We start from the raw sequence: 18,363 nt of genomic DNA, 5'->3' as shown, positions 1-18,363 counted from the left end.
GCCGCCGGCGGGGTTCAGGGTTGGGTTGGTGGCGGTCACTTGCGTGCGGCCGCCTTCATGGCGTCGACGACCTGCTGCGGGCTGCCGCTGCCGGCAAAGATGGCGACGATCGCGTCGTTCATCGCGTTGCCGACGGTGCTGCCGAAGGCCGTGTCCAACCAGAGCTGCACGTAGGTCGCTCCGGACGTGGCCTCCAGGATGGACTTCAGGGCGGGGTCCGCGACACCGCTCTCCGCACCCTTGGCGACGGGCAGGCCGGTGCCGGTCTCGGCGTAGCCCTTCTGCACCTCGGGGCTCACGATGTACTTGAGGAACTCGACGCACTCCGCCGGGGCGTTCTTGGCGCAGGCGAACCCGTCACCACCGCCGAGAGCCGCCTTCGGGTCACCCGCCGAACCGGAGATCGCCGGCACGGGGAACCAGCCGAGGAACTTGGCCAGCGCCGCCTTGTCCTCCGCGACGGTCTCCAGGGTGCCCTTGTTCCAGTCACCCATCAGCTCCATCCCGGCCTTGCCGTTGGCGAGCATCCCGTTCGCGCTGGTCGGGTCGTTCTGGCCCGGGGTGGCGATGAAGTTGGGCTGGAACGGGTTGGTGCCGATGAAGGTCTTCAGGTCCTCGCCGGCCTTCACGAAGCACGGGTCGTCGAAGACCGCCTCGGTGGAGGCCTTCTTCAGGGTGTCGACCGAGCAGGCACGCAGCGCGAAGTTGTACCACCAGTGCGCGGCGGGCCACTTGTCACCGGCGCCGAGGGCGATCGGGACGACGTTGATCGCCTTGAGCTTGGTGACCGCCTCGTTGAGCTCGTCGAACGTGGTCGGCGGGGCGGTGATGCCCGCCCGCGCGAACATGTCCTTGTTGTACCAGATGCCCTCGATGCCCATCCGGTACGGCAGGCCGTACTGCTTGCCTTCCACCGCCCAGATCCCGGCGGCGCTGCCGATGTTGGCCACCTCCGTCTTCACCTGGTCGGTGATGTCCTTGAGGTAGTCGGCCTCCACCTGCTCGCGCATCTCGCCGCCGCCCCACGCCTGGAAGATGTCCGGCGGGTCGGTGGTCAGGAGCGCGGCAGGGAGCCGGGTGCGCTGGAGCTGGTTGGTCTCGATCGCCTCGATCTGGATCGTGACGGTCGGGTGGAGCGCGGAGAAGTCCTTGGCGACCTTCTCCCAGTAAGTCTTGCCGGGCCCGTCCTGCGAGGCGTTGTGCCACCAGGTCAGGGTCACCGGGTTCTTGTAGAGCTCTTCCTCAGCGGGCGCTTCGTCGCCGCCGCCGCTACATCCGGCAGCAAGGAGTGCGCTGGTCGTAAGCAGCGCCAGGACGGTGCCCGCGCGGCCTTTCATCGCCATCGAATGTCTCCTCGACTATCAGTCGCGGTAATCACCTGAACGGGGAGTTTTACAGCCGCGTTACGTGGTGTCAACCGTTGTCGATAACGGTTTCGACTCCCCTGCCGTGGGCCGCCGGCAGCCCTCTATCATCGTCGTCGTGGCGTTTCCGCAGCGTGTCAAGATGTCGGACGTGGCCCGTACGGCCGGCGTCTCCGTCGCGACTGTATCCAAGGTGGTCAATGGCAGGTATGGCGTGGCGCAGGCGACGGTGGAACGCGTCCAGCAGGTCATCCACCAACTCGGGTACGAGGCCAGCCTAGGGGCACAGAGCCTGCGCAGTCACCGCACGAACGTGCTGGGAATCCTGGTCGCGGAGTTCGAGCCGTTCTCGACCGAGCTGCTCAAGGGGGCGTCCAGGGAGGTCGTCGGCACCGGCTACCAGCTACTGGCCTACTCCGGCGGCGACGGTGCCAGCGCGGCCATCGGCTGGGAGCGGCGGTCGCTGGCCCGGCTGTCCGGAACGCTCATCGACGGGGCCGTGATCGTCACGCCGACCGTGGTCGAGACCAACCAGGGCTTCCACGTCGTCGCCGTCGACCCGCACACCGGCCCGTCCGGCCTGCCCACCGTCGACTCCGACAACTTCGCCGGCGCCGTACTCGCGACCAACTACCTGCTGTCACTCGGTCACCGCCGCATCGGGCACATCAGCGGACGCTCCGACCTCGAGTCGGCACGCCTGCGCGAGGCCGGGTTCCGCAAGGCGATGGCCGACGCCGCCGTCCCGGTGGACGAGCGGCTGGTCCGGGTCGGCGGGTTCCGGACCGAGAGCGCCGCCGGTACGGCCGCGGAGCTGCTCGCCCTCCCCGACCGGCCGACCGCGGTCTTCGCCGGAAACGACCTCTCCGCGATCTCCACCCTCGACGTCGCCCGGAGCATGGGTCTACGGGTACCCGACGACCTCTCCGTGATCGGCTTCGACAACGTACCGGAGTCGGCGCTGGTCAATCCGCCGCTGACGACGATCATGCAACCACTGCAACGGATGGGCGCCGAGGCGTTGCGCCTGCTCATCGACCTGATCGGCGGCGTCGAACGGGACACGCACATCCGGCTCCCCACCGAGCTGGTCATCCGGGCGTCCTGTCGCCCCTACGCCCCCGCCCGCGAGCCGAGCCCGCCGCTCTCCGCCCGCGCCACGCCGGCGCCCGGCTGAACGCGCCGCGCCGGTCGCGGACGTCCGGTCTCCAGCGCACGGACGTCCGGTCACCTGCGGACGGGTGGACGGTTCAGCGCACGGGTGGACGGTCCCAGCCGGGCGGCAGGTCCGGCGCGGTCCAGGCCGGATCGGGGACGAAGTCGCACCAGGTGCCGTCGAACGGGAACTGCGCCGCCTCGGCAATCTTGATCACCCGCTCCCCCTCGGCGCGTACCGCCGCCGGGTCCGGCACCCAGTAGTGCTCCGGGACGGCGAGCCGCTCGGCGAACTCCCCCTCGTCCTTCCACTCCCAGGTGTGGTCCGGCCAGACCACCACGTCGAGATCCTGGTCCACCACGTCCACGCCGGCCAGCTCGCCGTCGTCCCAGCGGACGCCGTGCTCCTCCAGGTTGACGTACCAGTTGGCGAACCGGTCCGCCGCGTCCCGGAAGAACCAGACCGAGTGGTCCGCCCCGGCCGGCAGGAACTTCAACACCGGCGGTCCGGCCCAGGGAGCGACCCGCAACCGGTAGGTCGAGGCCACCCACTCGGTGAACGGCATCGTCCGCATCCCTCGGCCGTCCGCGGTGACCTCGCTGGCCACCTGGGTGCCCCGGGCGACCCAGAGCAGCAGGCCACGGTCGTCGTCGCTGACCACCCGGGCCGGGCGGACCCAGCCGATCCGGCCCCGCCGCACGTTGCGGTGCACGACGACGCGGCCCGGTGAGAAGCGCAACCCGGTCACGTCCGGCCGCTCAGTAGGAGCGGGCGAGGATGGCGGTCAGCTCCGGCTCGTCCTCCGAGTCCGGCACCGAGCCGTCGGCCCGGCGCAGGCAGCGGACGGTCACGCCCTGGGCGTTCGCCTCCGCCTCCCCCTCGGCCCCGACGGCGGACCACGGCACCCGAGCCCAGCCGGTGCCGGCCGCCTCGATCGCCTCGGCCAGCGAGTCCACCGCGACGGTGTGCGACTCGCGCCGGGCCAGCGCCTCGTCGTAGAGCGCCTTCTGGTCGGCGTCGAGCGCGGCGAGCACCCCGGCGACCACGTCCGGCACCGGGACCGGGGTCTTGGCGCCGGTGGTCCGGCGGACCAGCACCGCGTTGCCGGCGGCCAGGTCGCGGGGACCGAGCTCGATGCGTACCGGATAGCCCTTGAGCTCGGCGTCGACGGCCCGGCGGCCGAACGGGGTGTCGACCCGGTCGTCGAGGGCGACCCGCACCCCGGCGTCGCGCAGCGCGTCGCAGAGCTTGGCGGCGGCCTCGGCGACCCCGTCGCCAGCCTTCACCACCATCACGTACGCCTGCACCGGCGCCAGCCTCGGCGGCACCCGCAGCCCGTTGTCGTCGCCGTGGCACATGATCAGCCCGCCGAGCATCCGGGTCGAACTGCCCCAGGAGGTGGTCCAGGCGTGCTCGACGCTGCGCTCGGCAGAGGTGTAGGTGATGTCGAAGGCGCGGGCGAAATTCTGCCCCAGCTCGTGCGAGGTGCCCATCTGGAGCGCCTTGCCGTCACCCATCATGCCTTCCAGGGTGTAGGTGCGGGTGGCACCGGCGAACCGCTCCCGGGCGGTCTTCAGCCCGGTCAGCACCGGGATGCCGAGCACCCCGACCATGAAATCCTCGTAGACCTCGTGCAGGATCTTCCGGGCGTACGCCCGGGCGTCGGCTTCGTCGGCGTGCGCGGTGTGCCCCTCCTGCCAGAGGAACTCGGTGGTCCGCAGGAAGACCCGGGGCCGCAGCTCCCAGCGCACCACGTTGGCCCACTGGTTGAGCAGCAGCGGCAGGTCGCGGTAGGAGTCGACCCACTTCGCCATGAACTCGCCGATCACCGTCTCGCTGGTCGGCCGGACCACGACCGGCTCGGCGAGCTGCTTGCCGCCACCGTGGGTGACCACCGCCAGCTCGGGCGAGAAGCCCTCGACGTGCTGCGCCTCCCGGCGCAGGTAGCTCTCCGGGATGAAGAGCGGGAAGTACGCGTTCTCCGCGCCGGCGAGCTTGATCCGGGCGTCCATCTCGGCCTGCATGCGCTCCCAGATGGCGTAACCGGCCGGTCGGATGACCATGGTCCCCCGCACCGGGCCGTTGTCGGCGAGCTGCGCCTTGGCGATCAGGTCCTGGTACCAGCGGGGAAAGTCCTCCGCACGGGGAGTGAGCACGCGTGCCATGAGGGCACATCTTAGGCGCCGACCCCGGAGCCGACGCGCCCGGCCCGCTGCCGCCGACCGTCAGCCCGTCACCTGCGCCGGTCGCCGTGAGCCGGCGCACGGTGCCGGCGGACCGGCCCGGCCAGCCGCAGAGTCAGCGCAGCACCCGGCCGCGCAGCACGATGCGCTCGGGTGCGCGTACCACCCGCAGGTCGGTCCGGGGGTCGGTGGGGTACACCACCAGGTCGGCGAGACCACCTTCGACCAGGCCGGGGAAGCCGAGCCAGTCCCGGGCCCGCCAGGAGGCGGCGGCCAGCACGTCGACGGTGGACATCCCGGCCTGCTCGTGCAGCAGCAGCATCTCCTCGGCGGCCAGCCCGTGGTCGATCCCGCCGCCCGCGTCGGTGCCGACGTAGATCGGCACCCCGGCCTCGTACGCCGCGCCGACCACCGCCGGGAAGTTGTCCCGGAGCGCGAGCATGTGTGTGGCGTACCCGGGGAACTTTGCGGCCGCCCGCTCGGCGATCTCGCCGAAGGTGGCGATGTTGATCATCGTCGGCACCAGCGCGGTACCGCGCCGGGCCATCTCGTCGACGAGGTCGAGGCTGACCCCGGTGCCGTGCTCGACCGAGTCGACCCCGGCCCGGACCATCACCTCGACCGCCGCCTCGGAGAAGGTGTGCACCGCGGCCCGGGCGCCGGCCGCGTGCGCGGCGGCCACCGCCGCGGCCACGGTCTCCGGCTCCCAGGACGGCGCCAGGTCACCGACGTTCCGGTCGATCCAGTCGCCGACCAGCTTGACCCAGCCGTTGCCGGCCCGGGCCTGCTCGGTCACCGCCGCCGGCACGTCGGCGGGCTCGACCTCCACCGCGATGTCCCGCAGATACCGCTTCGGCGGCGCGATGTGCCGCCCGGCGCGGGCCAGTCGCGGCAGGTCCGGCTCGTCCTCCAACTCCGGGTACGGGAACGGCGAGCCCGCGTCCCGGATCGCCAGCACCCCGGCGTCCCGGTCGATCCGGGCCAGCTCGCGGGCCTGGTCGAGCGAGGTGATCGGCACCGAACCGGGAGCGATGCCGGGGTGGCAGTGCGCGTCGACCAGACCGGGCAGCACGAAGCCGCGATCGGCCACCGTCACCGCTCCGGGGACCGGGGTGAAGGTGACCCGGTCGCCGACCAGCCACAGGTCGCGGACCTCGTCGTCCGGGAGCACGACCCCTCGTACGTGCAGCGCCATGCGCACATTCCTACCCGATCGGGCCCGGGCGACCCGCCGCACCCCGGCCCGCCCCGCCGAGGATCACGCCCCGGCCACCCGTGGCACCGCCCTCGCCGCGCGACGCGGCCCGACGTCACACCCCGACGCGACCCGACGTCACACCTCGGCGCGGTCGCGCAGGCCGGCCCAGCGGGTGGTCAGGGCTCCTGCCGCTCCGGCAGCATCGGCGCCGCGGTCATGACCACTCCATCCCGGTGACGCCGTCACCCTACGCGGTCAGGCTATCGCCCACTGTCCCGTACCACGCACACCCTGTCCGTCCCGGGTCACTTCTCGTTCGGGCGCTTGCCGAGCTTGTTGAAGTCGAGCTTCGGCAGCTTGAAACCGGGCGGCAGGCCCTGGCCGCCCTGCAGCGCGTTCGGGTCCAGCCCCGGCGGCAACTGCGGCATGCCGCCCGGGAAGCCGCCAGCCGGACCGCCGACCCGGGGGCGGCCGCCGCCCTTGGTGCCCTTGCGCTTGTTCTTCGGCGACTTGGTCGCCTTGCGCCGGCCGCCGGGCAGGCCCATCATGCCGCCCATCTGCTTCATCATCTTCTGCGCCTCGGCGAAGCGGTTGAGCAGCTGGTTGACGTCCATCACGGTGACACCGGAGCCGTTCGCGATCCGGGCCCGCCGCGAGCCGTTGATGATCTTCGGGTTGGTTCGCTCGCCGGGGGTCATGGACCGGATGATCGCGGTGACCTTGTCGAAGTGCTTGTCGTCCACCTCGGCCAACTGGTCCTTCATCTGCCCCATCCCGGGCATCATGGCCAGGACGTTGGCGATCGGACCCATCCGGCGTACCGCGATGAGCTGGTCGAGGAAGTCCTCCAGGGTGAACTGCTCGCCGCCCATCAGCTTGGCGGTCATCTTCTCTTTCTGATCGGCGTCGAAGGCCTGCTCGGCCTGCTCGATCAGCGTGAGCACGTCACCCATGCCGAGGATCCGGCTGGCCATCCGGTCCGGGTGGAAGACGTCGAAGTCGGTCAGCTTCTCGCCGGTGGAGGCGAAGAGGATCGGCTGGCCGGTGACCTGCCGTACGGAGAGCGCGGCACCACCGCGCGCGTCGCCGTCGAGCTTCGAGAGCACCACGCCGGTGATCCCGACGCCGTCCCGGAACGCCTCGGCGGTGCGTACCGCGTCCTGACCGACCATCGCGTCGATCACGAAGATGACCTCGTCCGGGTCGACCGCGTCCCGGATCGCGGCGGCCTGCGCCATCATCTCGGCGTCGATACCGAGCCGGCCGGCGGTGTCGACGATGACGATGTCCCGGGCGGCCCGCCGGGCGTGCTCGATCGACGCCTTGGCGACCTGTACCGGGTCGCCGACCCCGTTGCCCGGCTCCGGCGCGAAGACCTCGACCCCGGCCCTGCCGCCGAGCACCTGCAACTGGTTGACCGCGTTGGGTCGCTGGAGGTCGGCGGCGACCAGCAGCGGCTGGTGCCCCTGCCCCTTCAGCCAGCCGGCCAGCTTGCCGGCCAGGGTCGTCTTACCCGAGCCCTGGAGGCCGGCAAGCATGATCACAGTCGGGGGCTGCTTGGCGAACTGCAACCGGCGACCCTCGCCGCCGAGCACGGCGACGAGTTCCTCGTGGACGATCTTGATTACCTGCTGGGCCGGGTTGAGCGCCTGGGACACCTCCGCGCCCCGGGCCCGCTCCTTCACGCTGTTGATGAAGGACTTGACCACGGGCAGGGCGACGTCCGCCTCCAGCAGCGCCAGCCGGATCTCCCGGGCGGTGGCGTCGATGTCGGCGTCGGTGAGGCGACCCTTGCCACGCAGCTTGGTGAAGATCCCGGACAGGCGGTCACTCAAAGTGTCAAACACGGCGCAGCATCCCGTTTGTCGTATTTACCCGAGCATGGCATGGCCGAGGCACGGGTGCCCGGCCACCGCAAGGGTAGCCGCCCACCTCCCCCGCCGCCTCCGCCCCGCCCCAGCCGGGCTAGGCCGGGCGGTGGTGGCCGGGTGGTGGCGGTGGCGGCCGGTGGTGGCCGGTGGCGGCGGTGGCCGGTGATGGCCGGTGGCGGCGGTCGCGGCCGGTGGCGGGTGCACAGGCGGGGCAGCTCGATCGCGGCTAACCTATCCCCGGCCGGCCGGGCCACCGGGGTCTCGGCGTCAGGGCTCGACCAGGCCGGACTGGTAGGCGTACACCACCAACTGGGCCCGGTCCCGGGCGCCCAGCTTGACCATGGCCCGGCTGACGTGGGTACGCGCCGTCGCCGGGCTGACCAGCAGCCGGCTGCCGATCTCGTCGTTACTCAGCCCCTCGCCGACCAGCCCGACCACCTGCCGCTCCCGCTCGGTCAGGGTGTCCAGCCGGGGATGCGGCCGGAGCACCCGGGACGGCCGAGTGGCGAACTCCCGCACCACCCGCCGGGTCACCGACGGGGAGAGCAGCGCCTCGCCGCTGGCGACCAGCCGGATCGCCCGGAGCAGCTCGACCGGCTTGGTGTCCTTGGTCAGGAAGCCGCTGGCACCGTGCCGGAGCGCCTCGAAGACGTACGCGTCGAGCTCGAAGGTGGTCAGCACCACCACCCGGGTACCGGCCAGCTCCGGGTCGGCGACGATCCGCCGGGTCGCCTCGATCCCGTCGATCCCGGGCATCCGGACGTCCATCAGCACCACGTCGGGGCGCTCCCGCCGGGCCACCGCCAGCGCGCCCAGCCCGTCGGCCGCCTCCCCGACCACCCGCAGGTCGGCCTCGCTCTCCACCAGGGCACGCAGCCCCAGCCGGACCAGGTCCTGGTCGTCCGCGATCAGTACCCCGATCGGCGTGCTCCGCCCGGTCGTCATCCCGCTCTCCTCCCCCGTCATCTTCCCTCCCCCGTGATCTGGCGTGCCGGCGCGGGCAGCCGGGCGAAGACCCGGAACCCGCCCCCGGGGCGCGGCCCGGCCTCCAGGGCGCCGCCGAGCGCGTCGATCCGCTCCCGCATCCCGGTCAGCCCGTGGCCGTCCCCCGGACCGGCCGCCCCCGCCCCGCCGTGTCCGGTGTCGACCACCTCGACCGTCACCTCCGCCGGTAGGTACCCGATCCGGACGGTCGCGGCGGCAGTGCCGGCGTGTCGCAGCACGTTGGTCAACGACTCCTGCACCACCCGGTACGCGGCCAGATCGACCGCCACCGGCAACGGCCGGCGCTCCCCGGCGACCTCCAGGGCGACCGTCAGCCCGGTCTGGCGCAGCCGGGCGGTCAGCGCCGCCACCTGGTCCAGCCCGGGCACCGGAGCGCGGTCGACGGCGGCGTCCCGGCGCACGACCGAGAGGGTGACCCGCAACTCGTCCAGCGCCTCCCGGCTGGTCCGGCTGATCGCGGTCAGCGCCGTCTCCGCCTGCTCCGGGCGCTTCGCCAGCAGGTGCAGGGCGATCTCGGCCTGCATGTTGATCGCGGCGAGCCCGTGCCCGACCACGTCGTGCACCTCCTGGGCGATCCGCAGCCGCTCGTCGTCGGCCAGCCGGCGGGCCTGCGCGATCCGGTCCCGGGCGGCAGCCTCCCGGTTGTTCCGCACCGTGACCCCGACCGCGAACGGTACGACGATCCACGCCGAACCGGGCAGCAGGCCGGGCAGTCCCATCGGTTCGCGCAGGGAGACGAAGACGTGCACCAGCAGCACCACCAGGGCGGGGGCGCAACTGAGCACGGCCCGCCGGATCGGCAGGTGCCGGGCGACCGTGTAGACCGCGATGAAGAACGAGATCAGGATCGGCCCGGGGGGATACCCGACCACCAGGTACGCCGCGGTGGCCAGGGTGCAGAGCGCCAAGGTGACCAGCGGCCAGCGCCGGCGTACGACCAGCGCCAGCGCCGCCGTCACGACCAGCGCGTACGCCGCACCGTCGACCGGCGCGGCGTCCGGGAAGTTCTGCGCCGCGCCGGTCGTGCCGAAGTAGCCGAAGACCAGCAGCACGAGCGCGAGCACGGCGTCGGCCAGCAGGCTGCTCCACCGCCTGTCGGCCGGTCGCACCCCGCCGTCCGCCTCCCGCCCCTGCATCGCCATCTGTGCCGAGGATGTCATGCCGGCTCCCCTCCCAGCAGGCCGCGCCGGTACGGCTTCAGAGGATGTCCCGGCGGTGCAGGTACGCCCCGGCCAGCAGGACGAAACCGAGCAGGTACCCGGCGAGGATCACCGCCGCCTGGCCACCGCCGACGACCGCACCGACCCCCGGGGTGTCGGCCGAGGCGCCGAGCGCCGCCGCCAACGCCCCGGCGTTCGGGCCGGGCAGCCCCTTCTGGAGTTCCGCCACCCAGTCCAGGATCGGCGCGGCGACGGCGGCCAGCAGGTTCTGCACGGCGAGCAGCCAGACCAGGCCGAGCCCGATCGGCAATGCCACCCCGCGCAGCAGCACCGCCAGCAGTACGCCGAAGCCGGCCTAGACCATGCTGATCAGCCAGCCGCCGCCGATCCCGACCGCGAGGTCGCCGGGCGCCGGCCAGTGCACCGGCTGCGACTCCGACACCGCGATCAGCAGGCTGGTCAGCGCGCCGACCCCGAAGAGGGTCAGCACCAGCGCCAGGGTGGCGGCGGCCAGCACCAGCAGCTTGCCCAGGTAGACCGACAGCCGGGACGGCCCCTGGGTGAGCAGGGTCTTCCAGGTGCCCCAGGCGTACTCGGCGCCGACGGTGAGTACCGCCAGGATCAGGCAGATCGCGCCGACGAAGACCGGTAGTCCGCCGATCGAGTTGCCGACCAGTCGCGCCGGCAGCAGCGCGTCGAGCGCCCGGTCGCTGAGCACCCCGGCGGAACCGTCGGCGTAGGCGGCGTACGGGACGAAATAGGTGAAGACAAGGCTGAGTACGACCGCGACGGCGAGCAGCAGCCAGGTACCCGGTCGACGGACCATCTTGATCGCTTCCGCTCGGCAGCTAGCCCACATGGTCGGCCCCTCCGGTCAGTTCGAAGAACACCTGCTCCAGGTCCCGTTCCAGCGGCCGCAGCTCGCGTACCGCCACTCCGGCGCCGACCAGCTCGGTGTTGAGCCAGGCGGCCCGGTCCGGATCGACGGACAGGTCCAGCCCGCCGTCGACCACCCGCACCCGGTCCGGGCCGAGCAGTGCCCGTACCCGCTCCTCGGCGCCGCCCAGCGGCTCGGCCAGTACCCGCAGCCCGGCGGCGCCGCGCAGCTCCGCGACAGTGCTCTCGGCGACCAGCCGGCCCCGGGAGACCACCCCGACCCGGTCGCAGACCTGCTGCACCTCGCCGAGCAGGTGGCTGGAGAGCAGTACGGTGCAGCCGGCCGCCGCCAGCCGGCGGATCAGGGCCCGCATGTCGGCCATCCCGGCCGGGTCGAGCCCGTTGGTCGGCTCGTCCAGGATCAGCAGCCGGGGATCCTTCAGCAGGGCGGCGGCGACGCCGAGCCGCTGCTTCATCCCGAGCGAGTAGCCGGCGTACCGGTCGCCGGCCCGGTCGGCGAGGTCGACCAGCTCCAGCACGGTCCGGATCCGGATCGGCGGGGTGCCGGTGAGCCGGGCCAGCACCCGCAGGTTGTCCCAGCCGGAGAGGTAGGGGTAGCACGCCGGGCCCTCGATCAGCGCGCCGACCCGGTCCAGTTGGCCGGGGGCGCCGGGCGGCCGGCCGAAGAGCCGGACGGTCCCGGCGGTAGGCCGGACGAGGCCGAGCAGCATCCGCAGGGTACTGGTCTTGCCGGCGCCGTTCGGGCCGAGGAACCCGTACACCTCGCCGCTGCGTACGGTGAGGTCGAGCGAGTCGACGGCGACGAGGTCGCCGTACCGCTTGGTCAGGCCGCAGGTCTGCACCGGGTGCGGCGGCCCGGCCGGGCTGGCTGGCATGTCCGTCATGCCCTCGACGATCCCGCCCGGCGGGCCCGGCGGCGTCGCCCGGTGAGCGACCTCCGGGCTACGTCCGCTGACGTAGTCGGGGCTGCCGGCCGACGCGACCGCCGCCCCGGACAGCAGCGCGACGGTTCAGCCGGCGACGGCCAGCACGGCGGCCTCGACCCGGTCCCGCTCGGCCGCGTCGGGCCAGTTTCCGACCAGGTAGAAGGCGTCGACCACGTCGCCGCCGAGGGTGGAGATCCGGGCCGCCCGCACCTGGGCGCCGGCCTCGTCCAGTGCGCTGGTGACCCGGTAGAGCAGCCCACCCGCGTCGGCGGCCCGCAACTCCAGCACCACGGCGTCGGTCGCGGCGGCCCGGTGCCAGACCACCCGGGGTGGCGAGCCGCCGCCCCGGGCGGCCAGCGCACGACCGCGCAGCCGCTGGGTCACCGAAACGTCGCCGGTGACCGCCCGGCGCAGGTCGGCGGCGAGCGCGACCGGGTCCGGCGGGGTGCCGTAGCGGGGCTGCACCAGGAACTCGACCAGGGCGGTCTCCTCGACCATGCTGGCGTCGGCGGCCAGCACCTCCAGCCGGTGCAGGGCCAGACATCCGGCGACCGCGGCGAGCAGGCCCCGCCGGTCCGCCGCGGCCACCGCCACCCGGTCCCCCTCCAGGTGTACGGCCGGCAGCGGCCCCGCCACCAGCGCCGGGTCCGGGGTCGGTGGCTCGGGGAGCCGGCCGGTGTCGAGCCGGGTGTGCACCCGGCGGACCAGTTCGGCGATCAGCCGGGCCTTCCAGTCCGACCAGGCGGCCGGTCCGGTCGCCAACGCGTCGGCCCGGGCCAGCGCGTGCAGCAGGCTCAGCGTGCTGGTGTCCTGCACCGCCTCGGCCACCCGCGCGATGGTGACCGGGTCGGCGAGGTCCCGCCGGGTCGCCACCTCGGGCAGCAGCAGGTGCAGCCGGACCAGCTTCTCGATCAGGTCGACCTCGGCCGGCGGCAGCCCGATCCGGGCGGCGATCCGGGCCGCGATCGGCGCCCCGACCAGGCTGTGATCCCCACCCAACCCCTTCCCGACGTCGTGCAGGAAGGCGGCGAGCAGCAGCAGGTCGGGCCGGTCCACCTCGCGGGCGTACCCGGTCGCCTCGGCGGCGGCCTGCACCAGGTGCCGGTCGAGCGTGTAGCGGTGCACCGGATTGTGCTGCGGCAGGCTGCGCATCCGGGGCCACTCCGGCAGCCAGCCGTCGACCAGGCCGTACCGGTCACAGGTCTCCCAGGTGGCGACCAGCCCGGGACCGGCGCCGAGCAGGGTGATCAGCGCGGCCCGGGCGGCCGGCGGCCAGGGCGTCGGCAACGGCGGGCAGTACGCGGCCAGCCACTCGCAGGTGGCCCGGGCGATCGGCAGCCGGGCGCTGGCCGCGGCGGCGGCGACCCGCAGCGACAGGCTCGGATCGGGGCGGGCCCCGATGGCCGTCCGGGCGAGTACCAGCTCGCCGTCCTGCTCCACCACGTCCCGGGCGACCGGGCGGCGCAGCGGCCGGCCGTCGGCGCCCCGGCGCCGCCCGGAGCGGAGCCGGTCGGCGGCCCGCCAGGCGTCGTCCAGGGCGTGGCTGATGGTCCGGGCGTCCCCGGCGACCTGGCGCAGCAGCGCGTCGCCCAGCTCGGCGACGCCGTCGGCCGACCCCGCGCCGTCGGGCGGAACCGGCCCGTCGCCGTCGGGTGGAAGCTGTCGGGGGGCGGGGTCGAGGGTGCCGCGCCGGAGCTGACGCAGCCCGAGCAGGCCGGCAACGGCGGCCCGCTCCTGGGCGAGTAGCCGGTCGACGCGGCGGCCGACCGAGGTGTGCAGGGCGTCCCGGGTGTCCAACATCCGCAGGTGCGCGGCCCGGACCGCCGGGCGGAGCGTGTCGCTGATCCCGGCGAAGGCGATGGCCCGGAGCAGCCCGACGTCCCGCAGGCCGCCGGCCGCCTCCTTCAGGTCGCCTTCCAGCAGGAACGCCAGCTCGCCGTGGGCCTGCCAGCGGGTCGCGGTGACCTCGCGCAGCGCCGGCAGCGCGCGTACGGCGGTCCGCCGCCACTGGTCGGCGGCGGCGCCGACCAGCCGGGCGGAGAGTTCCCGGTCTCCGGCGACGTGCCGGGCGTCCAGCAGGCCGAGCGCGACCTTGACGTCGTCGTGTGCGACGGAGAGTGCCTCGGGGATGGTCCGCACCGAGTGGTCCAGGCCGAGCCGGGCGTCCCAGATCGGATACCAGAGCGCGGCGGCCAGCTCGTCCATGCCGGGCATCCCGGAGTGCAGCAGCACCAGGTCCAGGTCGCCGCAGGGTGCGCACTGCCGGCGGCCGAGCCCGCCGACCGCGACCAGGGCTACGCCGGTAGCCGAGGCCGGTTCCGGGCCGCCCCGTCTGCCGGCGGTCTCCCGCAGCCCCGCCGCGAGCAGCCCGGCGAGCCAGCCGTCGAGCGCCGCCGCACGCTGCTCGCGTGCGGCGGCGCCGATGCCGGGGATGACCAGGGGCCTCGGGTCGACCTGACCAGCGGTCAGCGGCGCGGGTCCCGTGGTCATCGTGGCGATCTCCTCCTAGAGCGCGTCGAGGCCGCGCTCGCCGGTACGGACCCGGATGACGTCCTCGACGCCGGTCACCCAGACCTTTCCGTCACCGATCTTGCCGGTACGGGCGGCGGTGACCACCGCGTCGACCACCTTGTCGACGTCGATCTCGTCGGTCAGTACCTCGACCCTGATCTTCGGCAGGAACTCGACGGTGTACTCGGCACCCCGGTACACCTCGGTGTGGCCCTTCTGCCGTCCGTACCCCTGGACCTCGCTGACGGTCAGGCCGGCCACGCCCAGGGCGTGCAGCGCCTCCTTGACCGCGTCCAGTTGGTACGGCTTGATGACCGCAGTCACCAGCTTCATGTCCAACCCCTCCATCGGAGAAACTTAACCGGCGACCTTTTCGCTGACCGGAGCGGCGGGCTCCCCCGCCGCCGTGCTGCTGTTCGGGGTGCCGATTCCGGCCATGGCGAACGCGCCGCCGCCGCTGCCGGAAGCCGTGGAGAGGTCGTACCCGCTCTCCGCGTGCTCGGCGAGGTCGATGCCGTCGACCTCGGACTCGCTGCTCGCCCGCAGGCCGATGGTGTGCTTGATGGCCAGCGCGATCAGCGCCGCGACCGCGAACGAGTAGATCGAGACAATGCCGCTGCCCAGCGCCTGCCGGCCGAGTTGGGTCAGGCCGCCGCCGTAGAAGAGGCCCTCGCTGCCGCCGAGCCCCTCGATCGCGGAGTTCACCTGGAGGGTGGCGAAGAAGCCGATGGAGAGCGAGCCGATCCAGCCGGCGACGAAGTGCACGCCGACGACGTCGAGCGCGTCGTCGTAGCCCAGCCGGTACTTGAGGCCGACCGCCAGCGCGCAGACCGCACCGGCGACGATGCCGAGGACGACGGCCGGGAGCGGGGCGATGAAACCACACGCCGGGGTGATCGCGACCAGGCCGGCGACCGCGCCGGACGAGGCGCCGACCAGGGTCGGCTTGCCGTCCCGCAGCCACTCCACGATGATCCAGCCGAGCAGGCCGGCGGCGGTCGCCACCTGGGTGTTGACGAAGGCCACCGCGGTGGTGCTGTCCACGGTCAGCTCGGAACCGGCGTTGAAGCCGAACCAGCCGAACCAGAGCAGGCCGGCACCGAGCGCCACGAACGGCACGTTGTGCGGCTTGAAGCTCTCCTTGGGCCAGCCGATCCGCTTGCCGAGGACCAGCACCAGACCGAGCGCGGCGGCACCGGCGTTGATGTGCACCGCCGTACCGCCGGCGAAGTCGAGAGCCTTGATCTTGGCGCCGATGAATCCGCCGCCCCAGACCCAGTGCGCGACCGGGATGTAGACCAGAGTGAACCAGGCGAACGCGAAGACCACCCAGCCGGCGAACTTGAGCCGGTCGGAGACCGCACCGCTGATCAGCGCGACCGTGATGATCGCGAACATCATCTGGAACACCATGAAGACGTACGTCGGGATGCCGGTCCCGGCGCCGAGGAAGAGCCACTCCTCGCCGGTGAAGCTGGTCTCGGTGCCCAGGTACTGGGTGAAGCTACCGATCACGTTGTTCAGGCCGGCGTTGTCGTTGGTGCCGAACGCCAGGGTGAAGCCGTAGATGACCCACAAAACAGAGACGAGCCCGATGGACACGAAGCTCATCATCATCATGTTGAGCACGCCCTTGGACCGGTTCAGGCCGCCGTAGAACAGGGCCAGACCCGGCGTCATGAGCAGCACCAGCGCAGACGACACGAGCAACCAGGCGGTGTTGCCAGTGTTGATCTCCACGCTGCCTCCTCTCGGTAGATTCCTCCTTCCGGCAGGAAGGGCAGCATCGCCCGTACGCCGGTTGCGCGGAAGCTTCCTGGCTGGAGGTTTCACGCGTGGTGCCCACTTGGTTTCCACGGCGTCACGGGTTGTTTCCAACATGTGAAGAAGCCCGCACTATCGATGGAACGGACGGGGGCATACCAGCCGAATAGCCCGCCATGGATGTACGGACAGCGACACCCGGCCGCCGGAACGCGTAACCGGACTACCGGAGCGCGTACTCCAGGGTGTGCCGTTCGTAGTCGAGCAACCGCAGATCGCGCATCGGGCGCCGGAGGTGACCTTTGTGCACGATCCGGACGAACGCCGGGTCACCGGCCGCAGCCATCCGGCGGATCCCCTCGACGTGGTCCACGATCCGCTTCCGGATGGTCCGGACCAGCCGGTGCCGGTCCCGGGGGATCAGCCCGTACGCGTCGGCGAAGAGCCGCAGCCGGCGCGGCCGGTTGGGCCGCTGCCAGCCAAGGGTGTAGGAGTCCCGGTCGGAGAAGAGCGGCACCCAGGTCCAGGCCGCGTACGCCACGTCGTAGATCCGGGCGCCCGGCGAGGCGAGGTCGAAGTCGATCAGGGCGAGTGTGCCGTCCGGCCGCCAGATCACGTTGTGCGGGGCGGCGTCGTGGTGGCAGATCACCTCGGTGTCCGGCGGCGGCGGGCCGAACGACCGCCAGACCGCGTTCGGCGGGGGCTGGAAGCCGTACTGGGCGTCGTGGAACATCCGCAGCATGGTGGCGACGGTGGCCAGCGCCTCGTCGGTGACCCAGTGCGGGGCGAGCGGGTATTCCCCGCACTCCCCCTCCAGGTACGACAGCACCTCGCGGTTGCGCGAGTCCATCCCGAGGGCCCGGGGTGAGCCGGTGAAGCCGACGTATTCCAGGTGCCGGAGCAGGGCGTGCACCGAAGGGGTCCACGGGCCGGCGTTGCGCCGGACCGTGTCGCCCACCCGCACGACGGTGCTGACGTTCCCGCCGTGCAGCGGGATCTCCTGCGAAGTCACGTACGTCTCTCCTGAAGGAGCGGCGCTGGAACAGCGTCACCAGGCCCGCGCCCGGGGACGGGGCGGGGTTTGCGAACAGTCCCCCGAGATTACGCGTCCACGCCAAGCGGCTCGGTGCCGAGGAGCGCATCGACGAACTGCGCCGGATCGAAGGGCGCCAGATCGTCCGGCCCCTCGCCCAGCCCCACCAGCTTCACCGGGATGCCGAGCTTGCGCTGCACCGCGATCACGATGCCGCCCTTGGCGGTGCCGTCGAGCTTGGTCAGCACCACGCCGGTCACGTCCACCACCTCGGTGAAGACCCGGGCCTGCTCCAGGCCGTTCTGCCCGGTGGTGGCGTCCAGCACCAGCAGGGTCTCGTCCACCGGACCGTGCCGGGAGACCACCCGCTTGATCTTGCCCAGCTCGTCCATCAGGCCGACCTTGTTCTGCAACCGGCCGGCGGTGTCGATCAGCACGGTATCGACGGACGCCTCGATGCCGCGCTGCACCGCGTCGAAGGCGACGCTGGCCGGGTCGGCTCCCTCCGGGCCCCGGACCACCTCGGCGCCGACCCGGCCGGCCCAGGTGGTGAGCTGCTCGGCGGCGGCGGCCCGGAACGTGTCGGCGGCGCCGAGCAGCACGGTACGGCCGTCCGCGATCAGCACCCGGGCCACCTTGCCGCAGGTGGTGGTCTTGCCGGCGCCGTTCACCCCGACCACCAGCAGCACCGCCGGGGTGCCGCCGTCCCGGGTCGCCCGCAGCGACCGGTCCAGCGTCGGGTCCAGTACGCCCACCAGCTCGGCGGCGAGCAGCGCCCGCAGCTCGGTCGCGGTACGGGTGCCGAGCACGGCGGTCCGCTCCCGCAGCCGGTCCACGATCTCCCGGGTCGCCTCGACCCCGACGTCGGCGCCGATCAGGCTGTCCTCGATCTCCTCCCAGACCTCCTCGTCGAGATGGTCCCGGGCGAGCAGGCTGAGCAGGCCCTTGCCGAAGACGTTCTGTGACCGGGAGAGCCGGGCCCGCAGCCGGACCATCCGGCCGGCGGTCGGCTCCGGCCGCTCCACCACCACCGGCGCTTCGACCTCGGTCGGTGCCGGCGGAGCCTCGACGGGCGGGGTCAGCACGTCCGTCGGCGGTGCCGCCGTGGGGCTGGGCGGCACCGGTGGCACCGGTGGGGCTGGCGGGATCGGCGGCAGCGGCGGGGCGGCCCGGCCGCCCCGGCGGGTCACCACCAGACCGACCGCCAGGCCCACCAGCAGGAGCACCAGCACGGCGGCCACGACCACCATGACGAGGAGGTTGTCCATACGGGCGATCCTGTCAGACGCCGGACG

The 18,363-nt window shown here is 72.7% G+C and carries 15 protein-coding genes and 1 pseudogene; 1 reads left to right on the top strand and 15 read right to left on the bottom strand.

All coding sequences use genetic code 11. The annotated features are described in order from the left end of the window. Positions 1-35: 35 nt before the first annotated feature. A complete protein-coding gene (locus tag AAH979_RS01195; RefSeq protein WP_346255889.1) occupies positions 36-1,343 on the bottom strand; it encodes an extracellular solute-binding protein in 1,308 nt (435 codons plus the stop codon). 139 nt (positions 1,344-1,482) lie between these two features. Here AAH979_RS01195 and AAH979_RS01190 point away from each other — a divergent pair, with 139 nt between their 5' ends. Next, positions 1,483-2,541 carry a LacI family DNA-binding transcriptional regulator gene (locus AAH979_RS01190; protein WP_346255888.1) on the top strand — a complete coding sequence of 353 codons (1,059 nt, stop codon included), beginning with the start codon at positions 1,483-1,485 and terminating at the stop codon, positions 2,539-2,541. Positions 2,542-2,614: 73 nt separating this feature from the next. Here the strand turns inward: AAH979_RS01190 and AAH979_RS01185 are convergent, their stop codons facing one another. From AAH979_RS01185 to ftsY, 14 genes and pseudogenes are all read right to left on the bottom strand, one after another. Further along, positions 2,615-3,259, bottom strand: a complete 645-nt coding sequence (locus AAH979_RS01185) for a DUF402 domain-containing protein (RefSeq protein WP_346256290.1) — start codon at positions 3,257-3,259, stop codon at positions 2,615-2,617. A 19-nt stretch (positions 3,260-3,278) separates the two neighbouring features. Next, positions 3,279-4,685, bottom strand: a complete 1,407-nt coding sequence (gene proS / locus AAH979_RS01180) for a proline--tRNA ligase (protein ID WP_346255887.1) — start codon at positions 4,683-4,685, stop codon at positions 3,279-3,281. A gap of 133 nt (positions 4,686-4,818) precedes the next feature. Then, on the bottom strand, positions 4,819-5,898 hold the full coding sequence (locus AAH979_RS01175) for an amidohydrolase family protein (RefSeq protein ID WP_346255886.1): 1,080 nt from the start codon (positions 5,896-5,898) through the stop codon (positions 4,819-4,821). Between the two features lie 308 nt (positions 5,899-6,206). Next, positions 6,207-7,748 (bottom strand): signal recognition particle protein, encoded by a 1,542-nt coding sequence (gene ffh / locus AAH979_RS01170; RefSeq protein WP_346255885.1) that lies wholly within the window; start codon positions 7,746-7,748, stop codon positions 6,207-6,209. Between the two features lie 291 nt (positions 7,749-8,039). Next, the gene (locus tag AAH979_RS01165; RefSeq protein WP_346255884.1) at positions 8,040-8,738 is read right to left on the bottom strand and encodes a response regulator transcription factor; all 699 of its coding nucleotides are present in this window, start codon (positions 8,736-8,738) and stop codon (positions 8,040-8,042) included. After that, positions 8,735-9,937 (bottom strand): histidine kinase, encoded by a 1,203-nt coding sequence (locus tag AAH979_RS01160; RefSeq protein ID WP_346255883.1) that lies wholly within the window; start codon positions 9,935-9,937, stop codon positions 8,735-8,737. Before AAH979_RS01160 ends, AAH979_RS01165 begins: the two co-directional genes overlap by 4 nt. Before the next feature lie 37 nt (positions 9,938-9,974). Then, positions 9,975-10,268, bottom strand: coding sequence for a hypothetical protein (locus AAH979_RS01155; RefSeq protein WP_346255882.1), 294 nt, complete (start codon positions 10,266-10,268; stop codon positions 9,975-9,977). A 24-nt stretch (positions 10,269-10,292) separates the two neighbouring features. Further along, positions 10,293-10,796 (bottom strand): ABC transporter permease subunit, encoded by a 504-nt coding sequence (locus AAH979_RS01150; protein WP_346255881.1) that lies wholly within the window; start codon positions 10,794-10,796, stop codon positions 10,293-10,295. Further along, entirely contained in the window at positions 10,786-11,718 is a 933-nt protein-coding gene (locus AAH979_RS01145; protein ID WP_346255880.1) for an ABC transporter ATP-binding protein, read from the bottom strand. Before AAH979_RS01145 ends, AAH979_RS01150 begins: the two co-directional genes overlap by 11 nt. A 126-nt stretch (positions 11,719-11,844) precedes the next feature. Further along, positions 11,845-14,187 (bottom strand): annotated as a pseudogene (locus AAH979_RS01140) ([protein-PII] uridylyltransferase); the annotation flags it as partial. A 78-nt stretch (positions 14,188-14,265) separates the two neighbouring features. Next, complete coding sequence (locus AAH979_RS01135) at positions 14,266-14,604, bottom strand: P-II family nitrogen regulator (protein ID WP_196205300.1); 339 nt, start codon at positions 14,602-14,604, stop codon at positions 14,266-14,268. 24 nt (positions 14,605-14,628) lie between these two features. Continuing rightward, positions 14,629-16,011 (bottom strand): ammonium transporter, encoded by a 1,383-nt coding sequence (locus AAH979_RS01130; RefSeq protein WP_346256277.1) that lies wholly within the window; start codon positions 16,009-16,011, stop codon positions 14,629-14,631. A 247-nt stretch (positions 16,012-16,258) separates the two neighbouring features. Next, positions 16,259-17,047 (bottom strand): aminoglycoside phosphotransferase family protein, encoded by a 789-nt coding sequence (locus tag AAH979_RS01125; protein WP_203858403.1) that lies wholly within the window; start codon positions 17,045-17,047, stop codon positions 16,259-16,261. An 89-nt stretch (positions 17,048-17,136) separates the two neighbouring features. After that, positions 17,137-18,336, bottom strand: coding sequence for a signal recognition particle-docking protein FtsY (ftsY, locus tag AAH979_RS01120; protein ID WP_346256276.1), 1,200 nt, complete (start codon positions 18,334-18,336; stop codon positions 17,137-17,139). Positions 18,337-18,363: the final 27 nt, after the last annotated feature.

The organism is Plantactinospora sp. ZYX-F-223, from assembly GCF_039649625.1.
Classification (GTDB): Bacteria; Actinomycetota; Actinomycetes; order Mycobacteriales; family Micromonosporaceae; genus Plantactinospora.
The sequence above is the reverse complement of the archived record's forward strand: the minus strand, read 5'-3'. Positions and strand labels throughout refer to the sequence as shown.